We start from the raw sequence: 17,593 nt of genomic DNA on the forward strand, positions 1-17,593 counted from the left end.
GCTGGCGCTATTCTAACGCCTTATTGGGTGTCCGGATTCATTAAGCCACTACACAGAGATAGCTAATCAGGGAGTCTTTAAGCCAAAGATTTACTTCTTCAACTTTTTCAAAAAAACCGTAATTTCCTTTTCCGTTTGTTTATCGCCTTTTCGCACAGCCACATCCAAGCCTGACTGCCAGACTATTTCTGCTGAGGCTTTGTCACCCAGCTGCAAATGGGCTTTGCCGAGCAAATTCCACGCCGCTGAATAGTCGGGGTCTTGCTCTACGCAATGTTGTAAATGCGTTATGGCCTCGTCTGGTTTTTTATTGTCGAGGTAGGCCTTACCCAAACCGAAACGCAGCATGGCGCTGTCGTTACCTTTGGCGAGCATTTTTTCTAGTGCGTCGATGTTCATATTAATACCCGGCTAAACGGGGCTGCGGCAGTTCGGGCAAGGCTTGTCCCTGCAGCTGCAAGGCTTCCAGGGTGTAGCGTTCGGCCTCTGCCTGATTACCCATATTGCTGAGCAAACGGCCTAGTTCAAAACACAGCTCTGCATTTGGACTGCGGCGATAGCCTTGTTCGAAATATTCTTTGGCCTTACCCCACAATTCATTGCGCAGGGATAAGCGACCTAAGCTAAGCAGCAGCGCTGGGTCGTCGCCGTGTTCCTTTAGCCATGTTTCTGCAGTGCTTAGCTGCCGCGCAATATCGGCGCCTGCAGTTAAGCCGTAGAGCAAGACTAAATTTGGCGACCAGTTCTGCTTGAGCATGTGCTGCAAAACTTTCTCGGCCGCCGCCTGTTCATTTAAGGTCACCAAGGTTCTGCAATACGCGAAGCACAGATCCGCGTCACGCTGCCAAGCACGGGAAAGATGCTTCCACCACTGCTGCACAGCGGCAACGTCGGCCTGACCTGCAGCGTGCTCTAGCTGACCCATCAAGGCCACACGCTCTAGGCGATCGATTTCTTCGGCGGCTAGAATATTGTGTTTACGCAAATCAGGCAGCAGCTCTAACAGCGACTTCCAGTCGCGAAGGCCGGAGTACACTTTTTCTAATAAGCTCAGTACGGAAGGGTGACGTTCGGCATTGCGACGAGCGCGGGTCAGGGTTGCCAGCGCTTCTTCCAGGCGGCCTCTGTCAACCTGCATTTCCGCTTGGGTGAGTGCAACGGCAATACTGGCTTTGGCGCTGGTTTCCTCTGCCAAGCCTAAATAGTGGCGACTTGCTGCCGCATCACCCAGGGCGTGACTGGCACGGGCTGCCAATAAATAATTCACTAGCGGCGCTTCGCTGCCCTTTATGGCATCGGTTAGAAGACGGCGCGACTTTTCCCAATTGCCTTCTATAAAGGCAATCATGCCCAAGGTGGTGTGACTGCGACCGCGGTTAGCTTTGCGGTCACTCCAAAAGCTGGCAATTTTGTCAGACACTTTTGCGCCACGACGCAAACTCATAAATACAATCGTAAACAATAATAGAACGGCCGCAAGAACTGCGACGCCAACCCATATTGTCATTTCGATGGTAGTTTTGCCGTAGGCGATAAGAATATAACCAGAGTCGTGCTGAATCCCCGCTGCCAGAATCGGCGCGACAAGTAACACTATTAAGACTGCAATAAATATTTTCATTGGCGAGCCTCTTTCTGCCAACGATTACTTTTTATATATTCTTTCAGGCTTTTTAATGAGCCAGAAATATCCGCAATTTCTGAGTTCACCCGCACTTTTGATAGGGTATTAATTTCATCCAACAGCGCGTCGCGGTGTTCATCTAATTGGTAGTAACGGTTCAACCAATCTGTCGCTTTCTGCAAAGAGCGCTGATACAAACGCGGTTGATTTGCCAGCAGTGCCAACTGGGCCTGTTCAAACATAAGCTGCAAGCTCACCCGCAGCGCGCCTTCTTGTTCAGGGACTATTTGTGCGCGGAAATTTTCATCGTGCTCGCGAACCCGAATATAGCTCTGCAGTTTTTCCCATGCCGCAGCGAATCCCACTTGCAGGCGCTGTTTCCAATCTGTCGCTTGTGTCTCAGCTGGTGCGGGCTGATAGCTCGGCGCTTGGTAAATTTTTAGTTTAGCCACTTCGTTTGCCAAGGCTTGTAGCGCCAAGTAGCTGCCTTCCACATCGCGCTCGGCGCTGCTTTGCAGGGCGGCTATTTCTTTGGCGATCTCTGCGCGCACCGGATGCAAGGCCGCGTCGTCTAAGTCTTGCAGTATTTCATCTGCGCTCGCCAGCAATTGCGCGGCTGAGCGGGCGTCGCCACTTAATTGCGCGCGCTGATTGGCGACCCGCAGTAAATATTCGGCCTCTGCCAACAGCCAATCCTGGCGGTCTACGGTGGCTAATGACTGCACCGAGACTTCGAGATCCTGACTGCGGCGGGCAAGCGCATCTAGACGTGTACTAGTGTCGCTGCGCAATTGGGAAAGCGCTTCGCGCTGAGCGCTGAGCAAGGACGTGAGCTCTGACTGCGAGTCAGTCAATGCGCGCAGCTCGGCTCTAAAACTGGCGCTAGTGCTTTTTTCTTGTGCGGCTAGCAACTGATCTTGCTGGTACATCCACCCCGCCAACACCAAGGCGCCGAGTGCAATTAATAATGCCAACAAGCCCAGCACATTGCTGCCGCCACTCTTTTTAGCGGCGGGCTTTTCCTTGGTCTTCTTATTATTCGACGGCGGCTCGGAGGCGCTAATTACCGATGGCTTTTGCGCTGCTACCGTCGCTGTGTCTTTATTATCTTCCGGTTTATCGCCGCTCATTATGTTCTCTCAAAATCTATTTAATGATGGATAGAGGGATTGCTTTCCGCATAACGCCTTAAAGCGACAAGACTTGCTGCCGTGCCGGCATTGTCGGCCCGAATCACGGTTTGATAGCCCTGCGCTCTCGCTAAGTCTGCGACACGATCACTCGGTACCAACACGGGGTATGTCAACGCCGCCTCACCCATTAAGTCACTAAAATGAGCCAGGGTCTCGCCGCTATTTAATGCCACTATATTTATGCTGTGTTGTAACAGCAATGACCGCAGTTGGCCACCGTCAATATCTGGTTTGCAGCGCTGATAGCACTCTGCGTAATCTACCGCGGCGCCTCGCTGCCTAAGTTGCTCGGCCAAATGCTCACGGCCACCCACGCCACGGATGATTAATATTTTGGAATGACGGATGTGCTGAAGGTCGGCGCAGGCCAGCAGGCTTTCGCTGTTCATTGCCTGAGCACTGTGGTGTACGGCGATATCTCGCTCGGCAAGCGCCGCCGCCGTCGCCGCGCCAATGGCATAAACCTGAATACCCAGTGGCCATTGCGGCCAGTATTGGTCTATTTGATCCAGACCGTAGTGCACGGCGTTTACGCTGATAAAAATAATCTGCTGATAGCTATCGAGGTTCATCAACAGGCTGCGACTTTTCTGCATTGCCTCGCTGTGCTCTGGAGACGACAGCGGCGCTATATCCAGCAGCGGCTGCAAGCTCACCGCTGCGCCCGCCTCCGTTAAGGCGGCGGCAAATTCCGCACTGCGATCCGCCGGCCGCGTCACCAGCACCCGCAAATTATTCAGCTTTGCTGTCGCCATACACCGCCTGCAAAATAGCGCCTGCACCCTGCGCCAGCAAGGACTCTGCCACCGCAATACCCAAGGCTTCGGCCTGATCACGGGGGCCGCGCTGCTCAGCGGTCAAAATGGTTTTGCCATTGGGCTCGCCCACTAAAGCGCGCAGCCAAAGTTGGTCGGCGTTATCTGGGTCGGGAATCGCATAGCCCGCTATCGGCACCTGACAACCGCCCTCTAAACGACGGTTCATTGCCCGCTCAGCCATCACCTCTTCCGCGGTAACGCGATTGTGAAGCGGCGCCAATAGCGCAATGACCCGAGCGTCATCTAAGCGGGTTTCAACACCCACCGCGCCCTGACCACAGGCTGGCAAGCTCGACTCGACCGGCATCAAGGCGGCGATTCGATCTTCTAATTTAAGACGAATTAATCCGGCAGCGGCGAGAATAATTGCGTCGAACTCGCCTTCATCTAGCTTGCGCAAACGGGTTTGCACATTGCCGCGCAAACTCGAAATCTGCAAATCTGGACGCTGGGAGCGCAGCTGACACTCGCGGCGCAGGCTGGATGTACCGACCCGCGCACCCTGCGGCAAATCAGTCACTGAGGAAAAGTGATTGCTCACAAAGGCATCCCGTGGATCTTCGCGCTCACAAATAATGGCCAGTCCCAAGCCTTCGGGAAACTCCATCGGCACATCTTTCATGGAGTGCACGGCGATGTCGGCGCGGCCATCGATGAGCGCCTGCTCAAGCTCCTTAACAAACAGCGCTTTGCCGCCGATTTTGGACAGGGGTGAATCTAATAATTGATCGCCGCGGGTGGTCATACCCAGTAACTCAACTTGGATACCGGGGTGGGCTGCTTCTAGCTCGGCCTTAATAAACTCTGCCTGCCATAGCGCCAATAGACTCTCGCGGGTGGCGATGCGGATGATATTGTCGGACATGAATATTTCCGTAGTACTCCGTGGGGTCACCATGATACGTCAGCGAGGCCGCTGACAAAACCGAAAACCTAGCACTACAATGGACTAAATGCCTTTACTAAGGCGAGCGCGCAGGGCAGGTAAATAACGCCGACTAATCTGTGGCCCCACTGCCACTCCCTGCAATTTCACCCTATAAGCCGCTACGCCGTGCCGCTCTATGCCCTGCAAATACTGCAGCGCGACAAGGGCGTTGCGGTGAATGCGCAAAAACTGACTGGCAAACTCCTGTTCCAAGTCACGCAGGCTGTCATCGATTAGTAATTCACCATCTGGGTGCACCGCGCTGACGTATTTATTGTCGGCGTGAAAATAACGCACCGCAGACACCGGCAGCACGCTAATACCCTGCGGGCCAGAGGACGATAGCTGGCTGCGTTGAGCCGGTGTCTCTAAGTCTGCAAGTGCGGCTATTTGGGCTTTATTTAAGCGCGTCAGCCGGCTGAATACCGCCGTCAACTTCTCCCGCTGAATAGGCTTTAGCAGATAGGCCACCGCCTGTGCGTCAAACGCCGCAAGCGCGTATTCGTCATAGGCTGTGCAAAACACAATCGCGGGAGATGACTCGCGCTCAGCCAATTGCTGCGCTAAGTCAATGCCGCTGATACCGGGCATGGCAATATCTAAAAGCAGGGCGTCGGGTTGCAGTCGCTCTATTTCTGCCAGCGCCTGTTCGGCGTTCGCCGCCTCGCCCACCAACTCAATACCGCCTAGCTCCTGCAATAATCGCGCGGCGCGTTGGCGAGCCAAAGGCTCATCATCAACGATTAACACTTTCATGCGGAGGCTGCCTGTGTCAGCTTTTTCATCGGGAAAACCGCTCGCACCTGGTATTGCCCCTCCGATCGCTGGCTAGTAAATCTGGCTTGATTGCCAAATAGGGCTTGCAAACGAAGACGAATATTGTCGCTGGCGATGCCGTTACCCTCGACCACATCGGCAAATTCAGGCACGGGATTTTGAACCTCAATCTCCACCATTCCTTCAACAACGCGAGCGCGAATACTTACCACACCCCCTTCTTGTAAACGCTGAATACCGTGGGTGATGGCATTTTCTATCAGCGGTTGCAGCAGCAGTGACGGCACCGAAATATCGTCACTTAAATCACTATCTTGCCAGTCGACTTGCAGGCGCTCATCTAAGCGGGCGTGCTCAATACGCAAATAGCGTTCACATAATTCGCGTTCATCGGCCCAGCGCACCACGCTCATACCGCTCTGCAAATTAGCGCGAAACAACGCCGCCAAATCCTCGACAGCCTGCTCGGCTTTATCGGGAGCAACGCTGATTAAACTGCTAATACTGTTTAGGGTATTGAATAAAAAATGGGGGCGAATTCTGGAATGCAGCGCGTCTAAGCGCGCATGCAAACTACTTTGCTCGCGCAGGCGATATTGCAAGCTCAAATAGGCATAGCGCATACCCACACCGAGTAATATCGTCGCTACCACTAAAATTTCTGCCAGCGCCCAGCCGTCGAATAGCCATACCTCGTTTTGTAATCCGCCGCGGGCAAACCACTGCGCGAACACGGTAACGCAGGCAACCCATACAAGGCACACCACAAAACTCAAACCGGCCGTCACCGCCGTCGTCATTTGTGCAAACACAGGTTTAAGAAGCTGAAGCACGGCTGCCGCACCGAGCAAGCACCAAATGGTGAACAGACCAGACATACCGAGCAAGACCCAATCGAAATTCTGCAAGCCTGATTTCAGCACGGTGAATAAAATGGCGAGCAGGCTCGCCAGCAACACAATAAGCAACAGCGATTGCGGGCTAGACAGATTGCCGATAAACGACACCTGCGGAGAATTTAGCTGCGCTTCATTTTGCTGCCTACGCGACACGGCACCCATCCTAGATTTGTATTCACAAAGCATAGCAGGCTGTCGCCGGAGCGGATACGTATTACAGGGCCGGACTCGCTAGCCCGGTAATACGCTATGAAAGTCTAATTTAGGGGAAAGGCCGTCCAGCCATCTGTCCAGCTTCTGCCAACACCGGGACGCATAGCACCCCGATAATTCGCGGCTTCGTCCCAAAACTCACCCTGTGGCACTGCGACGGCGTTATTCTTTGCCGGCGAAGACGCCGCTACGCGATAATCCGGCTCACTTTCACTTTGGGTGACTTTTAAAAATTGCGGGCTAGCACCAAGACTGGCGTACTGCGAAAAATAAGCGGCCTCGTCAAAGCCGCCATCGTCGTCGTAATCGCCAATCTCTTCAGCAAAATAGTGCTTACCGTCCGCCGCAATATCCGCAATCAGCAAACCGCCGAAACTCATTTTCCCCTCTTGAATACGGGCAACGGTTTCACTGTCTTTAATGTCGATGGCTTCGCCAGAGAAACCGGCAATAACCATATTATTGAAATGCCCGCCGGTGCCACGGCGCAGGGTCATAGCGCGCTGGTATTTGTCGCGGCTATTCATGCCTAGCAAGGTCACGTTATATAAAGTCGGTTCAGAAACGGGTTCAGCTTGATAATTGCCTTCGCGATTATCCGCCTCAAAACCATTATCGCCCACCCCCGCGTACTGCTGAATCTGCAAAAATTGCACGCGGCCAGTCCAGCCCATATCCCAATCCAAAGAATCGTCGGCGGCACCGGTAATAAGAATATGGCGCAAATCCACATTGCCGCCAAATACCTCAATACCGTCGTCGAGGGCGCGATGCACCTGTACATTGCGAACAATGGTTTTACTGCCGCAGCCGCCGAGCGTTAATCCGTTCAGCTCATTGTTGGCGTAAACCTCAAAGCCCGCGAATTCGATACGAGCATATTCCAATACGCCGCAGTTATCGTTGGCATCTGTGCCCCCGAACATGCCGCGGGTATCACCGGCAACCAAGCCTTCAATTTGGGCATCGGCGGTATTCACAGGCGCATTGCCCAGCAACACAATGCCGCCCCAATCACCGGCCTGACGCTTACCTGCCAGGGCCGAGCTGGTAAACACGATCGGCGCCAAGGCTGTGCCCCGCGCTAAAATGCTGGCGTCGCGGGTTACCAATAAGGCACTGCCAGGGCGCCCCTTTACTATGGTTCCAGCCTCAATAACCAATCTGGCACCCGCCTCGACATAGACTGTGCCTTCTAAAATCCAGGTTTTATCATTAGTCCATATTTGCTCGCCGCGCAGCGAGCCACTCACGGTCTGTGTACCCGCAAAGGCCTGTTTAAGATCCCTGCTAAAAATGGCCGCGATAATAACGCCAATTAGCAGCACCCCAATTATTGCTACCAGCCGCGTTTTCACCGAGCGCTGCGGGGGCTTTGCTGATGCGATTTTATAGCCAACAGTCTCGGCAACATCTGGATTAACCGCGCCCATGGTTCGACCATGACGACCTTGAGTCAGCGGGCCATCGGTATTAATCGTTAAAAGGCCAACACCGAGTTCACGAATATCAGGGTTACTGCTAACCACAGCTTGGTCGATCAATTCCTTGCGGTAGGCCGGATCATTCAATAGCGTATTAAAATGAATATAACGCACACCTTTGTCGCCCTGCTTATCGTAGATCTTTTTAAGTTGCCACAGCATTTCGACCAATTTGGCGCGGGGGGACGTGACGTCACTCATGGGGATTCCTCTGCTCGACGGTCCTATTTTTAGGAACAGCAGTATGGCGGCCGCATATGACAGCGGTATTACTTCTGGTCGTCATTGTGAGCGTGTCTGCCGACGCATCGCGAAGCCCACTAAAACTGCTATAATGGCGGCCTTTTAGGCGCTGGGTGACCACGGCATCCACGCCACGCCAATCAGCAATACGGGAACACAGTGCAATGAGTGATAAAGATCCGAGCATCAAACCTTGGGGCGGCCGCTTCAGCGAACCCACTGACCAGTTTGTAGAGCGCTTCACTGCCTCTGTCAGCTTTGATCAACGCCTTTATCATCACGACATCAATGGCTCACTCGCGCACGCGGCGATGCTGGAAAAAGTCGGTGTGTTAACCGCGCAAGAACTGGCAGACATTCAACAGGGGCTTGAAGAAATTCGCGCAGAAATCCTTGCTGGCACCTTTGAGTGGTCGGTGAGTCTTGAAGACGTGCACATGAATATCGAGGCGCGCTTAACCGATAAAATCGGCATTACCGGCAAGAAGCTGCACACCGGTCGCTCGCGCAATGACCAAGTCGCCACCGATATTCGCCTCTATGTACGCGACGAATTAGCCCTCATTTGCAAAGAGCTGAGCCGCTTACAACTGGGCCTGATTACCCTCGCCAAGCGCGAAGCCAACACCATCATGCCGGGCTTCACCCATTTGCAAACCGCGCAACCCGTCACCTTCGGCCACCACATGTTGGCGTGGAATGAAATGCTAGAGCGCGACTACAGCCGCTTCCAGGACTGCGCTGCGCGCTTGAATCAATGCCCACTGGGCGCAGCCGCACTGGCCGGCACCACCTACCCCATTGATCGTCATTACAGCGCAGAATTATTGGGCTTTGACCGCCCCACGGAAAACTCACTGGACTCGGTGAGCGACCGCGATTTCGCGATTGAATTTGCCGCGGCGGCAAGCGTACTGATGACACATATGTCGCGCTTCAGCGAAGAATTGGTGCTGTGGACCTCCGCCCAATTCAAGTTTATTGAATTACCCGACCGCTTCTGCACAGGCTCTTCCATTATGCCGCAGAAGAAAAACCCCGATGTTCCCGAGTTAATTCGCGGTAAAGTGGGCCGCGTCAACGGTCATCTGGTGAGCTTGCTGACGCTGATGAAATCGCAACCCTTGGCTTACAACAAAGACAACCAAGAAGACAAAGAACCCATCTTCGACATTATCGACACGGTAAAAGACTGCCTAAAAGCCTATGCCGATATGGTGCCGGCGATTACCGTAAATGAAGACGTGACCCGCGAAGCGGCCATGCGCGGTTTTTCAACTGCAACTGATCTAGCGGATTATTTAGTGCGTAAAGGTTTACCGTTCCGCGACGCTCACGAAGTGGTCGGTAAGTCAGTTGCCTATGGCATTGCAGAGAAAAAAGATCTGTCAGAAATGAGCTTGGACGAGTTGCGCACATTTAGCACTGATATCGAAGCCGATGTCTTTGACGTGCTCACTCTGGAAGGCTCGGTGAATGCCCGCAACCACATTGGTGGCACGGCGCCACAGCAAGTTCTAGCTGCGGCAGAGCGCGCTGAATTGCGTCTGAACCAGCGCGCTTAAAATCTCGTCTTCACCTTCCCGCCAATGCGATACGCATCGGCGGGTAACATCGCAAAACCGTTTGTTTTTTCATCACCTTATTAAAAGGGTGATTGTTCACTAGTCAGCCGTTACATTACTCATCATATCCACTAAGACCCATCCAAAACGGACAATGTGCATAACGGAGTACTACCTTGATAAGCGCAACATTTAAACTGCTGGCACTCAGCAGTATCGCTACCTTGCTAGTTGCCTGCAGCCCGGCAGAAAATCCCGGCGCCATGGCGAGACCAGCTCCCTTCGTAAAAGTAAGCACCTTAAAAGCCGAGCCAGTGCAAAATCGCATGCAGGCACTGGGCACTTTACTCGCGCAAGAATCCATTGATATCAGCAGCAACGTCACTGAAAAAATTACCGCACTGCATTTTAATGATGGCGATGCCGTCAGCAAGGGCCAGTTACTTGTCACCCTGCAGCAGGACGAAGAAGCCGCGCAGCTCAGTTCCGCGAAAGCAGACTTGGCCGAGGAAGAGCGCGAGTTAGCCCGTTTGAAAGGGCTGATTGCCTCGCAATCTGCCGCGCAAACAGAATACGATCAACGCCAAACCGCAAAGCTGCGGGCCGAAAGTAAAATTGCAGAAATAGAAGCCTTGCTCGCCGAGCGCAATATTCGCGCGCCGTTCAGTGGCGTTATTGGCCTGCGCGAACTTAGCCCCGGCGCACTGGTAAGCCCTGGTACCAACATCGCCACACTCGACGACCTCAGCGTCATGCGCATGGACTTCCAGCTGCCAAGCCTGAGCCTAACTGCCATCGCCACTGGTCAAAGTGTTATTGCCCGCAGCGAAGCTCTTGCCGAAGACTTTAATGCCACCATTTCGGCGATCGCCAGCCGCATTAACCCCGTTGATCGCAGCATCACCGCCCGCGCTCTTATCCAGAATCCAGACCATAAATTAAAACCCGGCATGCTAATGCTGGTATCGCTTGTGACCAAGGAGCACCACGCGATCTTAGTACCTGAATCTGCGCTGCAAAGCATTCAGCTACAGCACTATGTCTGGATTATGAATAGCGAACAGAAAGCCGAGCGCCGCACAGTCGAGCTTGGCACCCGCAAACCTGGCTTTGTGGAAATTCGCAGCGGCGTCCGCGTTGGCGAACAATTAATTTACGAAGGCTTTACCGCCCTGCAACCCGGTGTCACCGTCTCGCCGCAGGAGGGCTAAACTATGCTGCTTTCTGATACGGCGATAAAACGGCCAGTATTCGCGACGGTCATAAGCCTATTATTGGTAGCTTTTGGCTTGCTCGCCTTTGAGCGTTTACCGCTGCGCGAATACCCCGATATAGACCCACCCATTGTGTCTATTCGCACAGTCTACGTTGGCGCCTCAGCCGAGGTGGTTGAATCTAGAGTCACCCAAATTATCGAAGAACGCATCGCCGGTATCGAAGGAATAAAGACCATCGACTCCAGCAGTCGCGACGGCTTTTCATCTATTAATATCGAATTCAAATTAACACGGGATATCGACGCCGCCGCCAATGATGTGCGCGACCGCGTGTCCGGTGCCTTAGCCGACTTGCCAGAGGAGGCCGATCCACCAGAGGTACAAAAGACCGACGCCGATGAGCAGGTCATCATGTGGCACAATTTAACCTCCGACGAAATGAGCATTGTCGCCTTGGTCGACTACGCCCAGCGCTATATCGTCGATCGCTTCGCTGTCATCGATGGTGTTGCGCGGGTGCGCATTAGTGGCGGACCCGAATACGCGATGCGAATTTGGCTCGATCGCGAATCCCTCGCGGCGCGGCAGCTTACCGTCGGTGACATTGAAAACGCGCTGCGGCGCGAGAATGTTGAACTGCCCGCCGGCACCTTAAAATCATTAGACCGAGACTTTGTTGTAAAGATTAATCGCCACTTTCTCAGCCCCACCGATTTTGAAGGTTTGGTTGTAAAACGCGATGAACAAGGCTACCTCACTCGGCTCGGCGACGTGGCCAGAGTCGAATTAGGTGCCGATGAACATCGCAAAGCATTCAATGGCAACGGCGTACCAATGGTCGGCGTTGGCATAGTTAAACAAAGCGTATCGAACACCTTGGCTGTTGCTGAAGCAGTCCGCGTCGAAGCGGAGAAAATTCGAAAAACCTTGCCCGGCAACATAAATCTGCATTCCAGTTACGACAGCTCAGTCTTCATAGACCGCGCTATCTCTGAGGTATACAGCACCTTGTTTATTGCCGCCTCGCTGGTGGTGTTAGTTATATTTCTGTTCTTGGGTGACTTCCGCGCCATGCTGGTTCCCGCCATCACCGTGCCGGTTTCACTCATTGCGACGTTTACAGTTCTGTATGCCCTGGGCTACACCGTCAATTTGCTCACCCTGCTGGCCCTGGTGTTAGCAATAGGGCTAGTGGTTGATGACAGTATTGTCGTACTTGAAAACGTGCACCGTCGCTTACTCAACGGCGAGCCACCGCTGGTCGCAGCCTATCGCGGCAGTCGCCAAGTCGGCTTTGCCGTTATTGCCACTACCGCCGTATTAGTCGCCGTGTTTGTGCCTATCAGCTTTTTAGAGGGCGACGTTGGCCGTTTATTTGGCGAGTTCGCGGTGGCCATGGCGGTTGCGGTCGTGTTCTCTAGTATTGTCGCCCTAACACTCTCACCAGTAATTTGCTCCAAAGTACTAAACCGCGAGGCTATGCACGGCGGACTTGCGAGCTTTGTTGAAAAACTGCTGCACCGCATGGAAAACCACTATGGACACGTGTTAGCGCGCAGCATGAAACATCCCTTCATAGCGGCCTTAGCCTTAGTCCTTACCATTGGCTCCTGCGTTTTTTTCCTGCAAAAAGTTCCCGCCGAGTTTGCGCCCAAGGAAGATCGCGGCGTGGTATTTATGATTATTCGCGGCCCGGAAGGCGCGTCATTTAATTATGTGAAGCGCCACCTGGCCGAGATCGAACAGCGCCTCATGCCCATGGTAGACAATGGCACGATCAATCGCCTATTACTTCGCGCACCGGGCGGTCGTAGCGGCGCCGACGTTTACAATGAAGCCACCGGTATCTTGGTATTAACACCTTGGGGAGAACGCCAACCCATTGCGGAGGTGGTCGGCGAGATTCGCAAACGACTCACCGGTTTTACGGGCTTGAGTGTTTACCCTATTACGCCGCAATCGCTGGGCGGCGGGTTCACCAAACCACTGGAGTTTGTTATTGGCGGCAGTAATTACGAAGAGCTAGCACAGTGGTCTGAGCTGCTAATAAACGAAGCAAAAAATAATCCGGGGCTGCTCGGTATTGATAGCGACTTCCGCCAAACTAAACCGCAATTAGCCGTCACAATTAACCGTGACCGAGCGGCAACACTGGGAGTGGATGCCAGCGAAATAAATCGCAGTTTAGAGACCCTGTTAGGTTCGCGGCGAGTCACCACCTTTATGATGGCGGGAGAAGAGTACGACGTGATTGTAGAGGGTGAACCCGATACACAACGCAGTCCAGAAGATCTCAGCAATATTTATGTGCGATCGGCCACTACCGACAGTCTCATTCCGCTCGGCAACCTTGTGACGTTACAAGAACGTGGCGACGCCGCCGTGCTCAATCGCTACAACCGCGTGCGGGCTATTACCATCGACGCCAACCTCGCTGATGGCTACTCTCTGGGAGACGCGCTGAGTTATTTCGAAAATCTGGTGGCAGAAAATGTCCCCGCCGCCACCGTGGATTACAAAGGCGAATCACTGGATTATCACGAGTCAGGTAATTCCGTGTATTTCACCTTCGCCTTGTCACTGCTGGTGGTTTACCTTGTACTCGCCGCGCAATTCGAGAATTTCATTCACCCCTTTATTATTCTACTCAGCGTGCCGCTGGCCATAGCGGGTGCCTTGATCGGGCTCTACCTCACGGGACAAAGCCTAAATATTTACAGCCAAATTGCGCTGATTATGCTGGTCGGGCTGGCGGCGAAGAATGGTATTTTGCTGGTGGAATTTGCCAACCAACTACGGGATCAAGGCCTGGAGTTTGACGAGGCCATTTTGCAATCCGCTCGCCAGCGACTGCGCCCCATTGCGATGACCGCCATCACCACCGTCATGGGCGCAGTGCCACTGATACTCTCATCTGGACCTGGCAGCGAGTCCCGCTACGTTATTGGTATTGTTGTCGTCTTTGGTGTCAGCTCTGCCACGATATTAACGCTATTTGTTATACCCATGGCGTATCGTCTATTAGCGGGAAACAGCAAATCGCCACAAACTGTCACGCGACTGTTAGAAGCTCAGCTTGCAGAAAATGAGGACAAGGAAAAGTACAGCTAGTACTCTTTAAATTTGAAAATGACGTGTGACTCAGTAGCTTGGGTTGAGGAACGAAACCCAAGCTACAAACTTTGGCATTAGGCAACATCAAATTGACAAAGCACTAGTGAAGTAGCGAGAATTGTAAACAGGACTTAATAAATAGCGGGGACTTTGATCCCTGTTCAATAACTCACTTCAGAAACGCTTACCATGTTCTGCAGTGAGCTTGACTGCGATAGCAAGACAAGAGCGGCTCAGAAGCACTCCGTATTTATTATAATTTGTAACTAGGACGAACGCGCGCGACCCTTTTCTGCCACGCTGCTTACCGATTTAACGTCCAACAAACGAACCTGATTAAATAAATGGTGGGCAGCGGTGTGCTCAGTTAGCGCATCTGCCGCCAACAAAATAGCCGCCGCCGTCCACGTTGGCCGCTCATCAGGCCACAGCACGTCTTCCACAAATTGATAACCAGTCCAGTATTCGCCGTTGCTTTCCCGCCACTGGTGCAGCCAGCTGTACACCATTACGGCGCGGGCGTGATCCCCCGCCGCCAACAGCGCCATCGTTAACTCGCAGGATTCCGCGACCGTTACCCACGGTTGGTCTGACACGCAGCGGCAACCCAAGCCCTGCTCGACAAAATCACCCCAGCGCTTTTGTAAATGGGCGCTGGCTTTTGGTGTTGGCACCGCACCCGTTAGCACGGGGTAAAACCAATCCATGGAGTAGCGCGATTTACTTTCCCAGGTGCGATCAAATCGTTCAGGCTTATTGCGCAAGGCGTCTCCCAACGCCACTCTGGCATCGCGCCAATCTACCCGCGGATCACCAATCACCACCGAGATATTCACAGCGCATTCAAGGCTTTTGTAAATTGACGAGCAACCCGTAATGAGAGCGTCTTCCATAGGCTCGCCCCGCGCATCCACTGCCCAATTTATTTCACCGTGGCGGGACTGCTGGGCGAGAACGAAGCCAATAGCGCGACGAACACAGGGCCACATCTCACGCAAAAACGCGCGGTTCTCGCTTATTAAATAATGGTGCCAAACACCCGTGGCAATATAAGCCACAAAATTCGTTTCACGGCGCTCGCGATTATCCACTTGGCCCGCACGATAGGCGGCCCACCAACTACCGTCTTCCAGTTGCGCATTTTTGAGCCAGCGATAAGCGTTTTCGGCGGCGCTATATTCGCCGCCAATACTCAAGCCCATAGCCGACTCAACGTGATCCCAAGGGTCGCAGTGACCGCCGTCAAACCACGGGATGCTGCCGTCGGTCTGTTGAGCACGCAGTAAAAAATCCACAGTCGGCCTAAAAAATTCCTGCGGGAAAAGGCCTTTGCTTAAAAACAATCCGCTCATGCTGCCTTCGCCTTTTCAAAATACATGACTACCGATTTACCGAGTACGGGATTCAAGCTCGCTTCCAAGGTCCGCGTAAATAAGGGCCGATCCATCAGATCCCATACCAAAAATCGATGATATTGCTTGATGATAGGGTTTGAGTCTTGGTTCTTCCAAAACGCGCATTTCAACCACCAGTAGGGGGAATGCAATGCGTGTGCCCAATGTCGGCGATAAAAGCGAAATCCTAATCCCTGAATTTGCTTGCGCAGTTCGCTGGCCTTAAAAATACGCAGATGACCACCCTCAACTTCGTGGTAGGCGTCGCTCAATGCCCAGCAGATTTTTTCTGGCCAAGCTCGCGGTACGCTGGCGCAAAACAAACCGCCCGGCTTAAGCACACGCTCAATTTCTTTTAATACCGCTTGGTAATCTGGAATATGCTCCAACACTTCTGAACAGATAATTTTGTCGAAGGTGTTGTCTGCAAAGGGCAGCTGCATGGCATCGCCATTGGCTAGACCAAAGGCTTTCTCTGCCTGCTCGTCACCACAAAACTCACTGAAGCGACTTTGCGCGGTTTGTAAATCTTTAAGACAAAGATCAACTCCAACTGCGGTGACGTCTGCTTCAACATAGGCAGAAATCACATGGCGGCCTTCGCCGCAGCCCAAATCTAGAATTTTGTCGCCACGATTAAGGTGGAAATGACGAAAATCAACCGTTTTCACGTTGTATCACCTGCCAGTAGTAGTCCGTCATTTGCTGTGCGGCGCGAGTCCAACAAAACAATTCTTCAATACGTTTGCGACCCGCCGCAGCTAATTCATCACGCCATGCGGGCGACGCCAGCAGGGTTTCCAGCACTTCGGCGATGGCCTTGCTATTTCGAATTGGCACTTGAATCGCCGCATCGCCGACCACTTCGGGTAAGGCACCGCCGTCGGTAGAAATGAGCGCCGTGCCACAGGCCATTGCTTCGCCAGCAGGGAGACCAAAGCCTTCATAAATTGAGGGGACGACCACCACCGACGCTTCGTTATAGTAGCGCACCAAATCTTCCGTGCTGATGCCACTAACAGCGCGAATATGCTTGGCTAAGCCGAGCTCACGAATTAATTTTCCGCTTTCGCCATCTTCTTTTGGTGTGCCGACCAATAGCAACTCAAGGTCGGGATATTTTGGCACCACCGCCGCCACCGCCTCTAATAAATAACGCATACCCTTAAGCGGCTGATCAGAGGATACCGTGGCCATAATTCGGTTCGGGTTTTTCTGGATATTATTGAGGGGTCTAAACTCCTCGGTATCAATACCGCAGTGTACCAAGCTGATACCCGCCGGCTGAATATCGAATGCCGCGGCAATGTCCATTCGCGAGCGCTCAGACACTGTCACAACATGATGTAGTTCACGGGCAACCTTGCGCTGCATAATTAAAAAGCTGTGCCAGCGACGAATAAGTAGGCGCTCAGTCCAGGATTTAGCGGCGCTCAGCGCAATCTTCAGGTCACTTGTTATGGGGTGATGGATGGTAGTGACTAAAGGGAAACCCTGCTTTTGAATATCTAACATGCCATAACTCAGGCATTGGTTGTCATGAATAATATCGTAGTGACGGCCATGCTTTTTAAGGTATTTCAATACCCGCCGACCAAAGCAATATGGCTCAGAAAAGGCGCCAGTGAGCTTACCCATCCACTCGTATATATTCGTTAACGAGGTCAGATGGTGCGGACGAATTGACGTTAAGCCGGTTTCAAACAAGTTCATACCCGGCATTTTGATCAGATTAACTCTTGGATCGAGGTGCGGGTAGGGCTGACCTGAGATGACGTCAACCTGATGCCCAGCCTCTACCAATGCCTTACTTAAATACTTTAGATAAATTCCCTGCCCACCGCCATAAGGGGCGCTGCGGTAACCCAGCAAACACACCTTTAAGGCGCGACGAGGTTTAGCATCGGGCAGGGGGATGACACTGGCCGGAACAATATTGAGATGGGGCGCGCTAGCAATGGCTGGTTCTGACGGCATAAAACGGAGTCACTATTATTCGAATTAAAGTATTTGGACTACTATTTTTAGGGCTATTGTTGCTGGAATAGTAAGTACCGTGGAATTCCCCTGTGCCTGCAACCTGTTACGTACTTTGCGGTCATACCCACGCCATGTCGACGTTAT

General features: G+C 52.8%; 14 protein-coding genes. 3 read left to right on the forward strand and 11 right to left on the reverse strand.

The genetic code is table 11. The features are described from left to right. Nucleotides 1-90: 90 nt before the first annotated feature. The 8 genes from AAC007_RS11235 to AAC007_RS11270 all read right to left on the reverse strand — a co-directional run bounded on the left by AAC007_RS11235 (nt 91) and on the right by AAC007_RS11270 (nt 8,137). On the reverse strand, nt 91-399 hold the full coding sequence (locus tag AAC007_RS11235; RefSeq protein ID WP_339676821.1) for a tetratricopeptide repeat protein: 309 nt from the start codon (nt 397-399) through the stop codon (nt 91-93). A gap of 1 nt (nt 400) precedes the next feature. Further along, on the reverse strand, nt 401-1,621 hold the full coding sequence (locus AAC007_RS11240; protein ID WP_339676823.1) for a heme biosynthesis HemY N-terminal domain-containing protein: 1,221 nt from the start codon (nt 1,619-1,621) through the stop codon (nt 401-403). Beyond that, entirely contained in the window at nt 1,618-2,754 is a 1,137-nt protein-coding gene (locus AAC007_RS11245) for a uroporphyrinogen-III C-methyltransferase (protein WP_339676824.1), read from the reverse strand. Before AAC007_RS11245 ends, AAC007_RS11240 begins: the two co-directional genes overlap by 4 nt. A gap of 20 nt (nt 2,755-2,774) precedes the next feature. Beyond that, the gene (locus AAC007_RS11250) at nt 2,775-3,572 is read right to left on the reverse strand and encodes a uroporphyrinogen-III synthase (RefSeq protein WP_339676827.1); all 798 of its coding nucleotides are present in this window, start codon (nt 3,570-3,572) and stop codon (nt 2,775-2,777) included. After that, entirely contained in the window at nt 3,550-4,500 is a 951-nt protein-coding gene (gene hemC / locus AAC007_RS11255; protein WP_295873686.1) for a hydroxymethylbilane synthase, read from the reverse strand. Before hemC ends, AAC007_RS11250 begins: the two co-directional genes overlap by 23 nt. A gap of 84 nt (nt 4,501-4,584) precedes the next feature. Continuing rightward, on the reverse strand, nt 4,585-5,319 hold the full coding sequence (locus tag AAC007_RS11260) for a LytTR family DNA-binding domain-containing protein (protein WP_339676830.1): 735 nt from the start codon (nt 5,317-5,319) through the stop codon (nt 4,585-4,587). After that, nucleotides 5,316-6,392, reverse strand: a complete 1,077-nt coding sequence (locus AAC007_RS11265; RefSeq protein ID WP_339676832.1) for a histidine kinase — start codon at nt 6,390-6,392, stop codon at nt 5,316-5,318. The genes AAC007_RS11260 and AAC007_RS11265 overlap by 4 nt, the downstream gene beginning before the upstream one ends. 104 nt (nt 6,393-6,496) lie before the next feature. Beyond that, nucleotides 6,497-8,137: a hypothetical protein gene (locus AAC007_RS11270; protein WP_339676834.1), complete on the reverse strand. Its 1,641-nt coding sequence runs from the start codon at nt 8,135-8,137 to the stop codon at nt 6,497-6,499. Between the two features lie 206 nt (nt 8,138-8,343). On the opposite strand from AAC007_RS11270, the gene argH reads away from it, so the two are divergent. The 3 genes from argH (at nt 8,344) to AAC007_RS11285 (ending at nt 14,072) form a co-directional block, all read left to right on the forward strand. Next, nucleotides 8,344-9,744 (forward strand): argininosuccinate lyase, encoded by a 1,401-nt coding sequence (gene argH / locus AAC007_RS11275; protein ID WP_295873679.1) that lies wholly within the window; start codon nt 8,344-8,346, stop codon nt 9,742-9,744. 176 nt (nt 9,745-9,920) lie between these two features. Then, nucleotides 9,921-10,955: an efflux RND transporter periplasmic adaptor subunit gene (locus AAC007_RS11280; RefSeq protein ID WP_339676836.1), complete on the forward strand. Its 1,035-nt coding sequence runs from the start codon at nt 9,921-9,923 to the stop codon at nt 10,953-10,955. Between the two features lie 3 nt (nt 10,956-10,958). Then, complete coding sequence (locus AAC007_RS11285) at nt 10,959-14,072, forward strand: efflux RND transporter permease subunit (protein ID WP_339676839.1); 3,114 nt, start codon at nt 10,959-10,961, stop codon at nt 14,070-14,072. Between the two features lie 269 nt (nt 14,073-14,341). Here AAC007_RS11285 and AAC007_RS11290 read toward each other — a convergent pair whose 3' ends face one another. The 3 genes from AAC007_RS11290 to AAC007_RS11300 are packed head-to-tail and all read right to left on the reverse strand — an operon-like array spanning nt 14,342 to nt 17,446. Further along, a complete protein-coding gene (locus tag AAC007_RS11290; protein ID WP_339676842.1) occupies nt 14,342-15,427 on the reverse strand; it encodes a prenyltransferase in 1,086 nt (361 codons plus the stop codon). Beyond that, nucleotides 15,424-16,140 carry a class I SAM-dependent methyltransferase gene (locus tag AAC007_RS11295; protein WP_295873670.1) on the reverse strand — a complete coding sequence of 239 codons (717 nt, stop codon included), beginning with the start codon at nt 16,138-16,140 and terminating at the stop codon, nt 15,424-15,426. Before AAC007_RS11295 ends, AAC007_RS11290 begins: the two co-directional genes overlap by 4 nt. Then, entirely contained in the window at nt 16,127-17,446 is a 1,320-nt protein-coding gene (locus AAC007_RS11300) for a glycosyltransferase family 4 protein (RefSeq protein ID WP_295873668.1), read from the reverse strand. The genes AAC007_RS11295 and AAC007_RS11300 overlap by 14 nt, the downstream gene beginning before the upstream one ends. Between the last annotated feature and the right edge of the window lie 147 nt (nt 17,447-17,593).

This window comes from uncultured Zhongshania sp. (assembly GCF_963975605.1).
GTDB lineage: Bacteria > Pseudomonadota > Gammaproteobacteria > Pseudomonadales > Spongiibacteraceae > Spongiibacter > Spongiibacter aquimaris.

Bases quoted from the DNA above. Each gene is read 5' to 3' on its own strand.
- AAC007_RS11235 (WP_339676821.1), bottom strand. From the start codon at position 399: ATGAACATCGACGCACTAGAAAAAATGCTCGCCAAAGGTAACGACAGC.
- AAC007_RS11240 (WP_339676823.1), bottom strand. From the start codon at position 1,621: ATGAAAATATTTATTGCAGTCTTAATAGTGTTACTTGTCGCGCCGATT.
- AAC007_RS11245 (WP_339676824.1), bottom strand. From the start codon at position 2,754: ATGAGCGGCGATAAACCGGAAGATAATAAAGACACAGCGACGGTAGCA.
- AAC007_RS11250 (WP_339676827.1), bottom strand. From the start codon at position 3,572: ATGGCGACAGCAAAGCTGAATAATTTGCGGGTGCTGGTGACGCGGCCG.
- hemC (WP_295873686.1), bottom strand. From the start codon at position 4,500: ATGTCCGACAATATCATCCGCATCGCCACCCGCGAGAGTCTATTGGCG.
- AAC007_RS11260 (WP_339676830.1), bottom strand. From the start codon at position 5,319: ATGAAAGTGTTAATCGTTGATGATGAGCCTTTGGCTCGCCAACGCGCC.
- AAC007_RS11270 (WP_339676834.1), bottom strand. From the start codon at position 8,137: ATGAGTGACGTCACGTCCCCCCGCGCCAAATTGGTCGAAATGCTGTGG.
- argH (WP_295873679.1), top strand. From the start codon at position 8,344: ATGAGTGATAAAGATCCGAGCATCAAACCTTGGGGCGGCCGCTTCAGC.
- AAC007_RS11285 (WP_339676839.1), top strand. From the start codon at position 10,959: ATGCTGCTTTCTGATACGGCGATAAAACGGCCAGTATTCGCGACGGTC.
- AAC007_RS11290 (WP_339676842.1), bottom strand. From the start codon at position 15,427: ATGAGCGGATTGTTTTTAAGCAAAGGCCTTTTCCCGCAGGAATTTTTT.
- AAC007_RS11300 (WP_295873668.1), bottom strand. From the start codon at position 17,446: ATGCCGTCAGAACCAGCCATTGCTAGCGCGCCCCATCTCAATATTGTT.